This window comes from Glycomyces sp. L485, assembly GCF_022548875.1.
In the GTDB taxonomy this organism is placed as follows: Bacteria; Actinomycetota; Actinomycetes; order Mycobacteriales; family Micromonosporaceae; genus Glycomyces.
Map to the genome: position 1 here is coordinate 243 of NZ_JAKZEW010000067.1, position 14,590 is coordinate 14,832.

At 69.2% G+C, this 14,590-nt stretch carries 12 protein-coding genes; 4 read left to right on the forward strand and 8 right to left on the reverse strand.

Annotation, left to right across the window (positions count from 1 at the left end; all coding sequences use genetic code 11):
- The 8 genes from L0U85_RS19495 to L0U85_RS19530 form a co-directional block, all read right to left on the reverse strand.
- On the reverse strand, positions 1–528 hold a 528-nt coding region (locus tag L0U85_RS19495; protein ID WP_241379438.1), incomplete at its 3' end, for a hypothetical protein.
- Positions 529–914: 386 nt separating this feature from the next.
- Complete coding sequence (gene ccsB, locus L0U85_RS19500; protein ID WP_241379439.1) at positions 915–1,877, reverse strand: c-type cytochrome biogenesis protein CcsB; 963 nt, start codon at positions 1,875–1,877, stop codon at positions 915–917.
- Positions 1,874–3,442 carry a cytochrome c biogenesis protein ResB gene (locus tag L0U85_RS19505; RefSeq protein ID WP_241379440.1) on the reverse strand — a complete coding sequence of 523 codons (1,569 nt, stop codon included), beginning with the start codon at positions 3,440–3,442 and terminating at the stop codon, positions 1,874–1,876. Before L0U85_RS19505 ends, ccsB begins: the two co-directional genes overlap by 4 nt.
- A complete protein-coding gene (locus L0U85_RS19510) occupies positions 3,439–4,179 on the reverse strand; it encodes a cytochrome c biogenesis protein CcdA (RefSeq protein WP_241379441.1) in 741 nt (246 codons plus the stop codon). The genes L0U85_RS19505 and L0U85_RS19510 overlap by 4 nt, the downstream gene beginning before the upstream one ends.
- Positions 4,176–4,766 carry a TlpA disulfide reductase family protein gene (locus L0U85_RS19515; protein ID WP_241379442.1) on the reverse strand — a complete coding sequence of 197 codons (591 nt, stop codon included), beginning with the start codon at positions 4,764–4,766 and terminating at the stop codon, positions 4,176–4,178. Before L0U85_RS19515 ends, L0U85_RS19510 begins: the two co-directional genes overlap by 4 nt.
- A gap of 2 nt (positions 4,767–4,768) precedes the next feature.
- Positions 4,769–5,422 (reverse strand): histidine phosphatase family protein, encoded by a 654-nt coding sequence (locus L0U85_RS19520; RefSeq protein WP_241379443.1) that lies wholly within the window; start codon positions 5,420–5,422, stop codon positions 4,769–4,771.
- Positions 5,419–6,711 carry a glutamate-1-semialdehyde 2,1-aminomutase gene (hemL, locus tag L0U85_RS19525; RefSeq protein ID WP_241379444.1) on the reverse strand — a complete coding sequence of 431 codons (1,293 nt, stop codon included), beginning with the start codon at positions 6,709–6,711 and terminating at the stop codon, positions 5,419–5,421. The genes L0U85_RS19520 and hemL overlap by 4 nt, the downstream gene beginning before the upstream one ends.
- Positions 6,712–6,723: 12 nt before the next feature.
- Positions 6,724–8,394 (reverse strand): adenylate/guanylate cyclase domain-containing protein, encoded by a 1,671-nt coding sequence (locus tag L0U85_RS19530; protein WP_347177488.1) that lies wholly within the window; start codon positions 8,392–8,394, stop codon positions 6,724–6,726.
- Positions 8,395–8,832: 438 nt separating this feature from the next.
- Here L0U85_RS19530 and L0U85_RS21500 point away from each other — a divergent pair, with 438 nt between their 5' ends.
- The 4 genes from L0U85_RS21500 to L0U85_RS21505 all read left to right on the forward strand — a co-directional run bounded on the left by L0U85_RS21500 (position 8,833) and on the right by L0U85_RS21505 (position 14,060).
- Positions 8,833–9,684, forward strand: a complete 852-nt coding sequence (locus tag L0U85_RS21500) for a lytic murein transglycosylase (RefSeq protein WP_241379446.1) — start codon at positions 8,833–8,835, stop codon at positions 9,682–9,684.
- A gap of 79 nt (positions 9,685–9,763) precedes the next feature.
- A complete protein-coding gene (locus L0U85_RS19540) occupies positions 9,764–10,783 on the forward strand; it encodes a GNAT family N-acetyltransferase (protein WP_241379447.1) in 1,020 nt (339 codons plus the stop codon).
- Positions 10,784–10,830: 47 nt separating this feature from the next.
- Entirely contained in the window at positions 10,831–12,615 is a 1,785-nt protein-coding gene (locus L0U85_RS19545) for a potassium channel protein (RefSeq protein WP_241379448.1), read from the forward strand.
- A gap of 89 nt (positions 12,616–12,704) precedes the next feature.
- Positions 12,705–14,060: a serine protease gene (locus tag L0U85_RS21505; RefSeq protein ID WP_241379449.1), complete on the forward strand. Its 1,356-nt coding sequence runs from the start codon at positions 12,705–12,707 to the stop codon at positions 14,058–14,060.
- Positions 14,061–14,590 lie beyond the last annotated feature (530 nt).

The window sequence follows — 14,590 nt, forward strand, 5'->3', positions numbered from 1 at the left end:
GTCGAACAACTCAGCGGACTCGGCGAGGGAGGCGGCCAACTCGGCGAGGTGGGTGGCGAGTTCGTCGAACGTGGCGTGAGCGCAGTACTGGGCGATCAAATGCTCCGGCGTCGGGCAGGCGACCGAGGCGTTCCAGGGGGAGGGGACGGGTTCGGCGTAGGGGGTGCGGGCGTACACGCGCATCGCGGGAGTCTTGTCGAGTTGGCGGACGGCGAACGCGACCGGATCGATCCTCGCCTCCCCGGCACACGCCGCGGCGGCGAGTGCCCGGAACTTCTTGGACAGCCGGGCGATCGCGGCGATGTCGGCCGCGGTGCGCACGTGGAAGTCGAACCGTTCCATCAGCCACGCCCGCAACGCGGAGACCCCGTCCACGTCCCGGTGAATGTTCCAATCCCGCGCCTCGATCACATCGGACAGGATCCGGGCATGCGCGGCGTTGATAAGCGCGGCGGCGTCATCGAGGCTGGTGTGGATGACCTTCGACTTCTCGCTCCGCACCGACCCGTTCGCCCTCGTCTTCGCCATCGCACACCCCCTCCGTCATCCAAGCTTTCGAACAATCTCCCTGATTCCGACTGTTCGTCCTATACTTCAATGATACGGGCCTGACCAGCAGAAATCATCACCTGATAGGGGGAGAAACCCCTCATGTTCGGGCCCGGACCGCCTGCCGCGCAACACAACACGAGCAAAACTCGCCCACCAACGCCGCCCCACGGGCACCCGACCCCCGCAGCGCACCCGGAAACCCTCCACCTCCCCGTCGCTGCCGCCCTTGGCGCACAACAACCACGCACACGATCGATCCCGCCAGCGCCCGAAGGGCCATTTCCGGCCTCACCAGGCACCCCAGTCGCCGGCCCGGAACGGCGGCAGCGCTCGGGCCCGATCAAGTGCCCTCCTGGTGTCGGTCAGACTCCCGCGTAGGAGTGGAGGCCGTTGAAGACCAGGTTCACGGCGGTCAGGTTGAACAGCATGACCGCGTAGCCCAGGATGGCGATCCACGGAGCGTTCGCCTTCGCCGAGCGGCCCGACACCCGTGCGTGCAGGTAGGCCGCGTAGACGACCCATGCGATGAACGCCCAGACCTCCTTCGGGTCCCACGCCCAGTAACGGCCCCAGGCGAAGTGCGCCCACACGGCCCCGGCGAAGATGCCGAAGGTCAGCAGCGGGAACGCGAACACGTGGATCTTGAACGTCAGGCGCTCCAGCGCCGTCGCGTCGGGCAGACGCTCGGCCACGTTCAGCGGGAACCGGATCGACTTGCCGTCCGAAACCCGGCGGTCGTACCGGCGCTTGATCAGGTGCAGGATCGCGAAGACGCAGCCGATGAGGAGCACGCCTGAGGCGGCGATCGCGGCGGTGACGTGGATGATGATCCAGTACGAGTCCAGCGCGGGCACGAGCGGCCCGGCCTCGGTGTAGACGCGCACGGAGGTGCCGAGCACCATCGTCACCGCGAAGGTCGCGAACAGGCCCAGCCGCCTCGGGACCTGCTTGCTCTGCACCAGGACCAGCCAGCACACCATCCCCGCCAGCGCGACGCCGACGGTGTACTCGAACATGTTGCCCCACGGCCACCGTCCGGTGTAGACGACTCGGGTGACGATCGAGGCCGCCAGCGCGCCAGTGCCCAGGTAGGTGAGGATGAGCCCGAGGCGTCCGGCCCCGCGTGCGGCGGCCGGACTGATGGGCGCGGCGGCGGTCTCGTCCGGCGTCTCGGTCTCGGCGGAGCCGCCCGCGGCCACGAGGGCTTCGGCGCGCTTGGGGGCGCGCTTGTCGAAGGCGTATTCGAGCGCGAAGGCGAACATCGCCGCCGCGTAGACGAGGATGGTGGCGACGAACAGTGTGTTCGCCGCTTCTGCACCGGTCATGACGTACTCCCGATAGGTTCTTCGGTTCTTGGCGGGGTCGGCTCGGTGTCGGGTGCGATGTCGGCGGTGAGGGCGTCGCACTCCTCTTCCAGGCCGTCGTAGTCGTTGCGGTTGAGGCCGGCCGTCTCGACGGTCCCGTCGGGGTTCCAGCGGATCCAGTACCGTCGGCGCCGAACGGTGAGCGCGGGCAGCAGGGCGGCGAGGAGGATCATGGCGCCGCCGAGCACGATGGGGCCGCCGGGGTCGTGGCGGACTTGGAGGACGGCGTACTGCTCGACGCGGTCGAAGGTGAGCGTGGAGCCGTCGTCGAGTTCCATGGAGTCGCCGACGCCGATGGCTTCGACGGTGTCGTTGAGCTGTTCGAGGTCGCCGGCGGTGATCTGCTCTTCGTTGACGCTGTATACGGATTCGGGGAGGCCGTCTCCCATGCCGAGGTCGCCGCGGTAAGCGGTGAGCGCGAGGACGGGGTTGTTCAGCTCGGGCTCTGAGCCGATGAGCATCGCGGTGGCGTCGTCGTAGGTGGGGACCAGGATCGCGTCGAAGCCGACTTCGGCGTTCGGGTCGACTTCGCCGGTCTCGGGGTTGTAGTTGGCGTCGGGGAATTTGAAGGCGCCCTCGGAGTTGAGGGCGGGGTCCATCGCGAGGAACGGCTGGGTGCGGGTCTCGGTGTTGCCGTAGCGGTCGGTGTAGGTGACCACGGGCGTGTAGCCGTGGCCGATGAGGAAGACGTTGGCGCCGTCGATGTTCAACGGGTGGTTGACGCGCAGGTTGTAGGTGTCTTCGGCGCCGTCGACGGTGTAGGTGACGTCGGCGTCGTAGGCGGTGGGGCCGCCGTTGGTGAATTCGGCTTCGAAGGAGTCGAGTTGGAGGCAGAAGCTGGGGAGGCTGGTCTCCGGGACGTAGGCGCCGAGGCCGTATTCGTCGTACTGCTGGAGGTTGTTGCAGAACGCTTGGTCGGCGCCTTCGGAGAGGATCCGGTTGCCGTACCAGCTGAAGAGGCTGCCGACGGCGACGCCGACGAGGATGAAAATGACGCTGGTGTGGAACAGCAGGTTGCCGCTTTCGCGGAGGTAGCCCTTCTCTGCGGCGATGGTGACGGTGCCGTCGTCGCTTTCGCGTCTGACGGTGCGGAAGCGCTGCTGTTTGAGCGCGGCCTGCGCCCGGGTCTCGTTGGCTTGGCCGTCGAGGCGGCGGTGGTAGGGCAGGATCTCCATGCGCTTGGGGGCGTCGGGCGGGGCGGCGCGCAGGGAGCGGAGGTGGACGCCGAGTCTGGGGATGATGCAGCCGACGAGGCTGACCATGAGCAGCAGGTAGATCGCGGAGAACCACGGCGAGGTGTAGACGTCGAAGGCCCACAGGCGGTCGAGGACGGGCGCGAGGTCGGGGTAGCGCTCGTAGTAGGCGGTGACGTCGGTGGCGCTGATGGACCGCTGGGGGAAGGTCGAGCCGGGGATGGCGGCGAGCGCGAGCGCGAGGAGCAGCAGCAGCGCGGTCCGCATGGAGGTGAGCTGGTGCCACCAGCGGCGGCCGAAGGAGCGGAGCTGCTTGGCGGGGGTAGCGGTCACAACCAGATCTCCCCGGCTCCTACGGTGGCGCGCAGCCAGTTGGTGAATTCGGTCCAGGCGCCGGTGGCGAGCATGAGGCCGACGGCGACGAGCATGGCGCCGCCGGTGACGGCGATGGCCCTGCTGTGCCGTTTCATGAATTCGAGGGCGGCGGCCAGTCGGTGCATGCCGACGGCGAAGAGAACGAATGGCAGTCCGAGGCCGAGGCAGTAGGCGATCATGAGGCCTACCCCGCGGCCGGTGCCGTCCTGGATGACGGCGAGGCTGGTGATCGCGGCGAGCACCGGTGAGGTGCAGGGGATCCACGAGAGCGCGAAGACGGCGCCGAACAGGGGCGCGCCGGCGAGGCCGACGGCGGGACGCCAGCGCGGGGTGAAGCCGCGGCCGAGCGGGACGAGCCCGATGAACATGAGGCCCATGGCGATCATGAAGATCCCGACGACGGTTTCGAGGGTGGAGCTGTTGGTGAGCAGCGCCTTGCCGGCGCTTTGGAGGGCGAAGACGACGGTGGTGTAGACGGCGGTGAATCCGGCGACGAAGAGGAGCGAGCCTGCCAGGACGCGTCCGCGACTGCCTCCTTCGGCGAGGTCGGTGCCGGACATGCCGGTCACGTAGGACACGTAGCCGGGCATGAGGGGGAGGGTGCAGGGGGAGGCGAAGGAGACGAGGCCGGCGAGCACGGCGATGCCGAAGGCCATGAGGATCGGGCCCGAGGCGGCGGTCTCGGCGAAGTTCACTGTTCGAGCACCTTGTTGATGTCGGCGATGAGGGTCTCGGTGTCTTTGAAGTCCTCGCGCCAGACGCTGAAGACGCGGTGCTCGGCGTCGATGATGAAGGTGGCGGGGATGTTGGTCGGCGAGATGTCGTATTCGACGAACTGGAGGGCGATCGCGCCGCCGGCGTCGTTGAACGACGGGTAGGTGATGCCGTAGCGCTGTTCGAAGGCCTGGGCGGCGTCGACGGTGTCGCGGATGTTGACGCCGACGAACTGCACGTCGTCGAATTCGAAGTGTGCTGCGGCCTCGACGAGGTATTCGGCTTCGGAGCGGCAGGGCGGGCACCAGGAGCCCCAGAAGTTCATGACGATGATCGACCCGGCCCATTCGGCGGTGTCGAGGCTTTCTCCGGTGAGGCTCTCGCCGGTGATGACGGGGGCTTCGGGGCGCTCGTCGGGTTCTTCCCAGCGGTAGTTGGAGCCGTCGCCGGAGACGTAGCGGTCGCGGTTGATCTCGTTGACGCGGTTGGTGTCGGCGCTCTGGTCGGAGCAGGCGGCGAGGGCCGTGAGCGGCAGGGCCGCGAGCAGTGTCCGTCGCCGGAGCGCCATCGTCAGGCTCCCTTGGCCCGCTTGGCCGATTCGGACTTGAGGACCAGGTGCGCGGCCGGCTCGGAGTATTCGACGCGGTCGAGTTTGGCGCCTTCGTAGACGAAGCTCGTCAGCGACGCGAGGCCGCATTCTCGGTTGCGCGGGTCGTGCCACAGGCGCTTGCGTTCGGCGAAGCGGCGGGCGGTCCAGATCGGCAGCTGGTGGCTGACGAGGACGGCTTCGGCGCCTTCAGCGGCGAGGCGGGCGTTCTCGACGGCGTCCATCATGCGCCGGGCGATGTCGGTGTAGGCCTCGCCCCAGGAGGGCCTGAAGGGGTCGCGCAACCGCCACCAGTATTTGGGGTGGCGAAGGGCGCCGTCGCCGACGCCGATGCGCAGGCCTTCGAAGGAGTTCCCGGCTTCGATGAGTCCGTCGTGGGTGACGGTGTCCATCCGGTGGGAGGCCGCGATGGGCTCGGCGGTCTCCTGAGCGCGCTGGAGGGGGGAGGCGCCGACGTGGACGATGTCGCGCACCGCCAGTTTCTCGGCGGCGGCGACGGCCATCTCGCGGCCGAGTTCGGACAGGCCGAAGCCGGGGATCCGGCCGTAGAGGATTCCGTCCGGATTGTGTACCTCACCGTGCCGCAGCAGGTGGACGATGGTTTTCGCGCCGCTCATGATCGCACCCTAGCGGCAGCTTCGGCGGCGCGTGGCAGGGCCTGTTCGATGTGTGACAGGGCTTCCTCGTCGATCGCGGCGGAGGTGAACCAGCATTCGTAGGCGCTCGGGGGCAGGTAGACGCCGCCTTCGAGCATGGCGTGGAAGAACGCGCCGTACGCCTGGAGGTCCTGCGTCGAGGCGTCGTCGAAGTTCCGGATCGGCCCTTCGGTGAAGAAGACGCTGAAGAGGTTGGAGGGCGCCGAGAGGTGGTGCGGCACGCCGGCCTTGGTGAGCGCCTCGTCGGCCATGCGCCCGATTTCGGCGGCGGTGTCGTCGAGGCGGCGGTAGACGGCGTCGTCGCAGGCGCGCAGGGTCGCGAGCCCGGCGGCGACGGCGAGCGGGTTGCCCGAGAGCGTCCCGGCCTGGTAGACGGGCCCGGCCGGACTGATTCGGTCGAGCAGGTCCGAGCGGCCGCCGAACGCGGCGGCGGGGAGGCCGCCACCCATGACCTTGCCGTAGGTGTAGAGGTCGGCGGGGGCGGCGAGGCCGCCGGGTCCGATGCGGAAGCCGGTCATGACCTCGTCGGAGATGAGCAGCGAACCGTGCGCGTGCGCGGTCGCGTACAGCTGCTCGTTGAAGTCTTCGAGCGGGGCGACGGCGCCCATGTTGCCGGGGACGGCCTCGGTGATGACCGCGGCGATCTGGCCGGGGTGGGCCTCGAAGGCGGCTTGGACGGCGGCGAGGTCGTTGTAGGGGACGACGATGGTGTCCGCCGCGGCGGAGGCGGGGACGCCGGGCGAGTCGGGGTGGCCGAGGGTGGCGACGCCGGAGCCGGCGGCGGCGAGGAAGTAGTCGGCGTGTCCGTGGTAGCAGCCTGCGAATTTGACGATCTTGTCGCGGCCGGTGGCGGCGCGGGCGAGGCGCACGGCGCTCATGGTGGCTTCGGTGCCCGAGGAGACCAGGCGGATCTTCTCGCAGGGGGTGCGGGCGACGATCTCTTCGGCGAGTTCGATTTCACCGAGGGTGGGCGCGCCGTAGGAGGTGCCTTTGGCGGCGGCGCGGGCGAGCGCGTCGACGACGTCGGGGTGGGCGTGCCCGAGGATGAGCGGGCCCCAGGATCCGACCAGGTCGACATAGGTGTTGCCGTCGACGTCCCTCATGCGGGCGCCGTGGGCGTCGGCGATGAACACGGGGTCGCCGCCGACGCCTCGGAAGGCGCGGACCGGCGAGTTCACGCCGCCGGGAATGACCTTGGCGGCGCGGGCGGCGTGGGCGGCTGAGGTGGTGAGATCGAGCCTGTCAGTCACCGCCCCAGCCTCTCATATCGGTAAGCGGGTCCTGGCGAGCCCGGCGTCGATCTTGACGGCGCTCGCCAGGTGCCGCGCGAGGTTCGGGGGCACCGTCGCCGGTTCGGCCGAGGGGCCGCACAGCAGCCACCGCAGCGGCGTCGGCACCCGGTACAGGGCCTGCTCCATCGCGGGCCGCTCGATGACGACGAGGGCGACGTCGACGAGTTCGACGAGTGCTTCGAGGCTGCCGTCCCTCTGGCGGCACAGGTCGAGGACCTCGTCGACGCTGGCGCCGTCGCCGCGCGCGGCCAGCTCCAGCAGCACCGCCCGGGCGGGCCCTGAGATGAGCGCGACGGCGTCGTCGACGGCGGCCCGGAAGCGGCCGCCGGCGTCGAGCGTCACGACCGGGTCGTCGCGCAGTCTCCGCAGCGCCGCGGTCGGGGAGCCGAACGCGGTGACGTCGGCGAGGGCTCGCAGCGCGGGCACGAAGCCTTCGACGGAGGCTGCCAGGCCTCGGCAGTCGGCGTCGGTCCAGGAGGCGCCTCGGTCCTCGCAGAACCCGGCGAGCATCGCCGAGGAGACCTCCACCGGGGGCGGCTGGAGCGCCCTCTTCGCTTCGCCGGGCAGCTCCAGCGGGCGGACGCCGGCGGCGAGGATGGTGATCGCGGGGCATTCGCGCAGCAGATTCTCGACGGCCCGGGCGTGGGTGCGGTCGACGTCGTCGAGCACCAGCAGCGCTTGGCGGTCGCGCAGGTGGTCGATCGCCGACTCGATGCCCCGGCCGAGGGAATCGTCCGGCTTCCCCATCGCCTGCAGCAGCGATGCTCCGATGTCCTGGCCGGGCCGGCAGTACCAGACGCCGTCCGGCTGCATCTGGACACGGCGCCTGGCCCAGGCCCTGACCAGCGTGGTCTTCCCGCAGCCGTCGAGGCCGGTGACGGTGACCAGGCGGTGGCCCGCGAACGCGCGGTCGAGTTCGCGGTATTCGCCGGGCCGGTCCACCGGGGCCTTGAGGTCGGCCGGCAGGTTGTGGCGGTGGGGCCGGATCGGCGGTGGCGGGAACTCGCTGGGGAGCCCCGGCGCGTGCAACTGGACCAGTTCGGTGGTGCCCGGCAGTCCCCTCAGCTCGAAGTGGCCGAGTCGTTCCAATGAGCGCGAGCCGAGCCCGGCGGCGGCGGCATGCTGCGCGGAGGCGAGTACTTGGTCACCGTGCGCGGCGCCGCAGATCCGAGCGGTGCGGTGGACTTCAGGGGTGGCGTAGCCGCCCGCCGAGGGCCAGGCCTCGCCTGTATGCAGACCAATGCGCACCCTCGGCCGGATCGGCCCCTTGCCGAGGCCGAGGTCGGGCCAGGGGGCTTCGCGGAGCGCGGTCTGTATGCCGACTGCAGCGCAGGCCGCTCCGTGCGCGTCGTCGAAGACGACGAAGAACGAGTCGCCCTCGGTCTCTATCTCGGTCCCGCGGTGCCGTCTGAGGACCTCCCGGATGAGCGCGCGGTGCCGGTGCAGGACGATCCGGTACGGCTCGGCGCCGAGCCCTGAGGCGAGGCGGGTGGATCCCTCTATGTCGGTGAACATGAACGTCACATCGCCGGCGGGGAGCACACCGGTGGCCTCCGTCCCCGAGCGAGTGGCCGTCGGATCGCAGTTGCCGGGCAGAGAATAGGCTGTTTGTGTCGCATGCAATGCCGTAGTCGTATCCACGTGTCGATCAACTTTCGTTCAGCCCCCGTATGCCGGGCTGCGGCGCGTCGAAGCGGAAACGCAACCCTGCGGCCTCACAGTGTCTCCCCCATCTCAGTCGGTTACCGGATGTGATGGGCATTCAGACGCCGCACGACTGGCTGGGTCGCTCCTGGCATCGGCTGCGAGGCGGATTCGCCCTCGGTTTGCTCGTGGCAACTCTAGATCCCATATGAGAACGATCAGGGACACCGCGGGTGGCGGGCTGGAGGGTCCGGAAACAGAATTGTTCGCGGGCAAGCGTTGCCTCAACGAGTGGACATAGGGAATACTCACTTGCAGCCCGGCAGACCGACAGACCGACAGACGACCCGACAACTCAGAACAGCTCCCCGGTACTCCGCGCCTCCGGCCCTGCGGCGCGCACCCCAGGAGCATTGGAAAGGGATACTCGCCTCCGTGTGGTTCGCACTCCTGCTCCGAAGGCTCGCTCTGCTGCCCTGGAAGGCCCTCAAAGCCGTCGGCCGCGGCCTGCGCGCCTGTTATCGTGCGCTGCGCGCACCGGCGGGCCGACTCGCCGTCCAATGCTCGGTGACGACACTGGCGCTCGCCGGCACCCTCGGCGCCGGCTACTACGTGGTGCCGTCGGCCGGTCCCGCCTGGTCGTTCGGCACCGAACCCGAACCGACCCCCGAGGAGCGGCCGCTGGTGCTCTCCCCCGAGGACGCCCCCGCCGCCGGCCTTCCGGCGGAGACCGACACGGCGAGCGAGGAGGAGGGCCAAGCCGCGGACCCGACGGAGACGCCCGCCCAGGATGCCGTCAGCGACCTGAACTCGTGGGCGCGGAGTCTCTCCCACCTCGGCATCCCCGAGCGGGTCCTCATGTCCTACGGACGCGCCGAGCTCATGTCGGCCGTCCAGAACCCCGGCTGCAACCTGTCCTGGACGACGCTTGCCGGGATCGGCGCCACCGAGTCCAACCACGGCACCACGGGAGGAAACCGCGTCACCTCCGACGGAACCACGCTGACGCCCATCATCGGACCCGATTACGAGGAGGAGGGCCCGATGCAGTTCCTCCCCTCCACATGGGAGAACTGGAGCGCCGACGGCAACGGCGACGGGGTCTCCGACCCGCACAACATCGACGACGCCACGACCGCCGCCGCCGACTACCTGTGCCATGACGGCCGCGATCTGACCGATCCGGCGGACTGGTACGCGGCCGTCCACAGCTACAACCCCATCGACACATACGTGCGGAAGGTCTACGACCGCGCCGACGACTACGGCACCAAGAGCACGGCATAGACGCCGGACGCGACCCCAACCGCTCCAAAGAGTAATCTGAGGGTTTCGCGCGGTGACAATATCGGGTAAGGATGAACAGATGCCCCTGAAGCAGCTCACGCCCAGCGAGATGACGGCCGACGACATCCGGGACTGGTGCTCGGTGCTCAACGACATGACCGCGGCCGACATGCCCGGCGAGCCGCGGTGGCGCACCGAGCGGCTCCACGACTACCTGGTCTGCACGCTGCCCGACGACCTGCGGTTCGTCTTCCTCTACCGCGACGACGACGGCGATCTCATCGGCCACGCCAGCCTCATCATGTTCGGCGGCGACCAGGCGGGCACCGGCGTCGTCGAGATGTCCACCAGGCCCAGCGCCCGCGGCAAGGGCGTCGGCAGGAGCCTGCTGCGGGCCGTCGCCGAATGCGCCGAGACCCACGGCTGCGCCACCCTGTCGGTCGAGGTCATCGCCACCACCCCGGCCGTCGGATTCTACGACCGACTCGGATTCGAGCGGAGCGTCGTCGAGCAGCGGCACCTGCTCCGCTGGACCGAGATCGACTGGGAGAAGATCGAGCACGCCGCCGGGCGCCTCGCCGCGGGATACCGGCTCGAATACCACGCGGGGAGCGTTCCCGACCGCCTGCTGGACTCGTACGCGAACGTCAAGGCGAACCTGCGAACCACCACCGACTCGTACGCGGTCGTGCCCGAATGGCGCGGCTCGGCCCAGGCCGACCGGCTCCGCGACTCCCTGGCCACGCTCGACCGCCGGGGCATGCGCTCGCACATCGTCGTCGCCATCGCCGAGCCGTTCGGCAACGTCGTCGGCCTGACCGAGCTCGTCGTCTCCGCGCAGCGGCCCACCCGGGCCGACCAGTACGACACCGTCGTCGACCCCAAGCACCGCTCCTACGGGCTCGCGATGTCCATGAAGGCCCGCCTGCTCACCGAGCTGCGCCGCGCCGAACCGCAGCTGGTGGACGTGCAGACATGGACGATGGAGGCCGCCGACGACGTCCGCTGGATCAATTCCGAGCTCGGCTTCGTCCACGACGTCGACTGGTACGACTACGAGACCGAGGTCGGCGGCCTGCTGGAGCGCATGAGACGGTAGCCGTATTCGTCCGGGCCGCGTTTGCCCCAACTCAATAGACTGCCTCCATGTACCCCAATACCATGCCCCCCAACGGCGCCGAAGGCGAGGCCGGCCACGAGCGACTCGTCATCGTCGTCGGCGACAACGGCCTCACCCTCAGGTTCATCAAGAACCTCACCGAGCGCCTCTCGTACCGCGTCATCGCGCTGATCAAGCCGGGCCCGGGCGCCCAGCGCGACGACATCCGCCGCGAGGCCGAGACCAACGCCCGCCTGCGCGTCATCGAGCGCACCCGCATCACGACCGAGACCATCACCGACGCCGGCCTCGTCGAGGCCTACGCCATCGCGCTGATGGCGCAGGACGACGTCGGGAACCTCCACCTCGCCCTGGAGATACGCGAGATGTCCCACGCGCTGTGGGACAAGACCCCGCCTCGCCTGGTCATCCGCATGTACAACCGGGGCCTGCGCGACCACATCCAGAACCTGCTGGGCGACAAGGGCGTATTCGTCGAATCGGACGCCGACATGGTCGCCCGCACCTACGCGGCCGCGGCGCTTCAGCAGATCCCGCCCGGCGACATCGAGATCTGGGGCAGGCGGCTCTACCTCACGCGCGCCCCGCACGATCGCGCCCACGCGCAGTGGGTCATCGCCAGCGGCAGCGACGTCGGCGGCCCCGTCGAGATGATCACCGAGAACCGCGGCGAGTCGGTGCGGATGTTGTGCCTGGAGGCCGAGCGGCGACGCCAGTGGCTCGGGCCCGCTCTGGAGAAGACCGCGAGGCTCACTCGGCGCACCATGCACACCCTGCGCAGCACCATCCAAAAGGGTTTGGTGATCGCTGCGTTCCTTCTGGTCGGGATCATGACGCTCGGCATGTGGACGCTCACCACCTACCAGAGCGAGCAGAACCCCGTCCGCGACGGCTGGGACGCGCTCTACATCCTCACCCTCCTCGCCGGCGGCGGCATCGACCCCGAGATGGGCGCCCCGGACTGGATCCGCCTCACCCACTCCGTCGTGGTCCTGTCCGGCTCGCTCCTCATCCCGGTCGTGACCGGTGCGATCGTCCAGGCCGTCGTGCAGCGGCGCTTCGCCCTGTCCGAGGGGCGCATCGTCAACGCGGTCCGCGACCACGTGATCGTCGCCGGCCTCGGCAACCTGGGCACCCGCGTGGTCGAGACGCTGCGCAAACGCAAGATCCCGGTCGTGGCCATCGAGAAGGACCGCAACGCGGTCGGCATCCAGGCCGCCCGCGCGGCCGGGGCTCAGGTGCTGCTCGGGGACGCGAGCCGCCCCGAGACGCTCCAAGAGGCCGAGATCGACTACTGCCGCTCGCTGGTCGCAATGGCAAAACAGGACTCGGCGAACCTGGAGACCGTCCTGACCGGCATCGAATGCCGCGACGACCTGCGCACCGTCTCGCGGATCTACAATCCCGAGTTCGCCAAGCTCGTGCGCCGCAACCTCAACGACGCCACCTCACCTCGCGAGGCGTCGCGGCACTCCTCCTACAGCGCCCCGCAGGTCGCTGCCGCCTCCTTCGCAAGGGCGCTCACCGAGGACGAGATCCTGGAGACCATCCCGGTGCGCGACCGGGTCGCCTACATCGCCGAGGTCGTCGTCAGCGCGACGTCCCCGCTGGACGACGCGGCCGCCTACGAGGCCACATCGCTCGGCTCGCATCGGCTGCTCGCCGTCCGGCGCGCCAGCGGCGGCGTGCGCTGGAACCCCGATGCGGCGTTCAGGCTCCAGGCCGGCGACCGGCTGCTGGTCCTGGCGATCCGGTCCGGACTCGAAGTCATCCTCGACCGGTGCCGACCAGGCGTCGTGCTTTCCTCCTAATCGGATCCACGTCACCCGTACGGGTGACGCAACTTCTACACCGCTCGCTCGTTGAACCTCCGACACATCTCTCGTGAAAGGGGCCCGCGGTGGCTGCAGGAGTGCGGAACGAGCGTCCGGGACGAGTGCCGGGGAGCGGCCGCGGGCGCCGCAAGGCGGTCCTGGTCGCCGCGGCGGGAGCGCTCGCGGTCAGCGCGGTGGCAGTGGTGGTTCCCAGCGCGTTCGCCGACGAGCAGCTCGGGGCCGGCACCGCGCTCCAGCATCTGCCGGTCGACGAGGCGCTGCTCGGCCACGTGGAGGTCGGCGAGGTCGTGGAGCTGACCGAGTCGCTCACATACGCCGACACGGAAGAATCCGCCGTCCTCGAACTCTCCGAACCGGACGCCGGCTACGTCAAGGTCCACTTCGAGCGGCTGCTGCTCACCGGCGGCGACTATGTCACCGTCTCCAGCCCCGACGGCGAGGAGTCCCATCGCTACGACGAGTCCGCGATCGACCAGTGGGCCGCCTCGATCACCGGGGACACCGCGATCGTCGAACTCCACCGCAAAGGCGGACGCGTCGCATCCGAGGCCCTCGGCGCGGTAATCGACAAGGCCGCCTACGGCCACTCCGAGGACGTCCTCGACCGGATCATCGACGACAAGACCGACGAGGCCAGGACCCCCGAGAGCATCTGCAACACCGACGACAAGAAGCCCTCGGCGTGCTACGAGAGCTCCTACCCCGACGTCGTCGACCACACCGACCCGGTGGCGCGGCTGCTCATCGACGGCAGAATCCTGTGCACTGCGTTCCGCGTCGGCGACGGCAACCGAATGCTCACCAACAACCACTGTCTCTCCAAGACCTGGGAGGCCCGGCGCACCGAGGTGTGGTTCGGCTACGACTGCGCCAGTTGCGAGGGCGGCAAGAGGACCAACCCGATCAAGGTCGAGGGCTCGCGAGTCCTGGCCACCTCCAGGGACCTGGACTACACGCTCTTCACCATCGATGACTTCGACGCCGTCAGGAGGTTCGGCTCGTTGACGCTCGCCGCCGAGGAGGTCGAGCGCGGTCATGCGATCTACATCCCTCAGCACCCGGCCGGGCGGCCCACCGAGATCGCCATGGACTCCTCGGTCGACGGCGGCAACTGCGTGGTCAAGAACCCCGTGTACGACGGTTACGTGGAAGGCAGCGACATCGCCTACTACTGCGACACCGAGTTCGGATCCTCCGGTTCGCCGGTGCTGTCGCGGGACACGCACGAGGTGATCGCGCTGCACCACTTCGGCGGGTGCCCGAACTCGGGCGTGAATGCCACGCTCATCGAGCGGGAGATCCGAGACCTGATCCGAATTGAGGATGAGTTAGCGGACTCGCAGTGTCGTCTTAGACTCTGCGGCGCGAACTCGGCGCACATGAACAGGAAGCCGCCGACTGCTCGTGTCGAGCGGTGCTGAACCGACTTTGTGGTCGTGCTGTCCTGAGATTCAACCGGATCAGCGACAAGAAGGACAACGCTGTATCGGGGCGGCCTGTCAGCGTCCTGGTGGTGTCGGGGCGAGCTTCAGGCGGGGCAGCGATGAGGAGCTGAGCGGAGGTCGGGAGCGGGTGTTCGCCGCGGGGGTAGGTCATGGGGAGCAGCAGCGGATGTGTCGGCGGGGGTTGGCGGGGGTTGGCGGGGGTGCGCCTGAGGAGTCCGGCAATGGCCATGGGGTCGTTGGCGGAAGCGGTGTGGGGTGGATGGTTGTTCTGCGCCAAGGGCGGCGGCGATGACGAGGTGGATGGTTGGGAGGGGGTGGGGTCTTCGGCTCCCCGGTGCCTCTCGCCTGGGCTTCAAAGAGCTGAGTGGGGACCGGGGGCGGGGTGTCGGCCACGGAGGCCGGTCGTGGGGAGCAGAAGCAGAAGCAGGATCAGGATCAGGAGCGGGACTCTAGGGCTCGCGGGACTCTAGGGGCCGGTTCGGCGGCTGTGGCTAGGACTGTGGGTG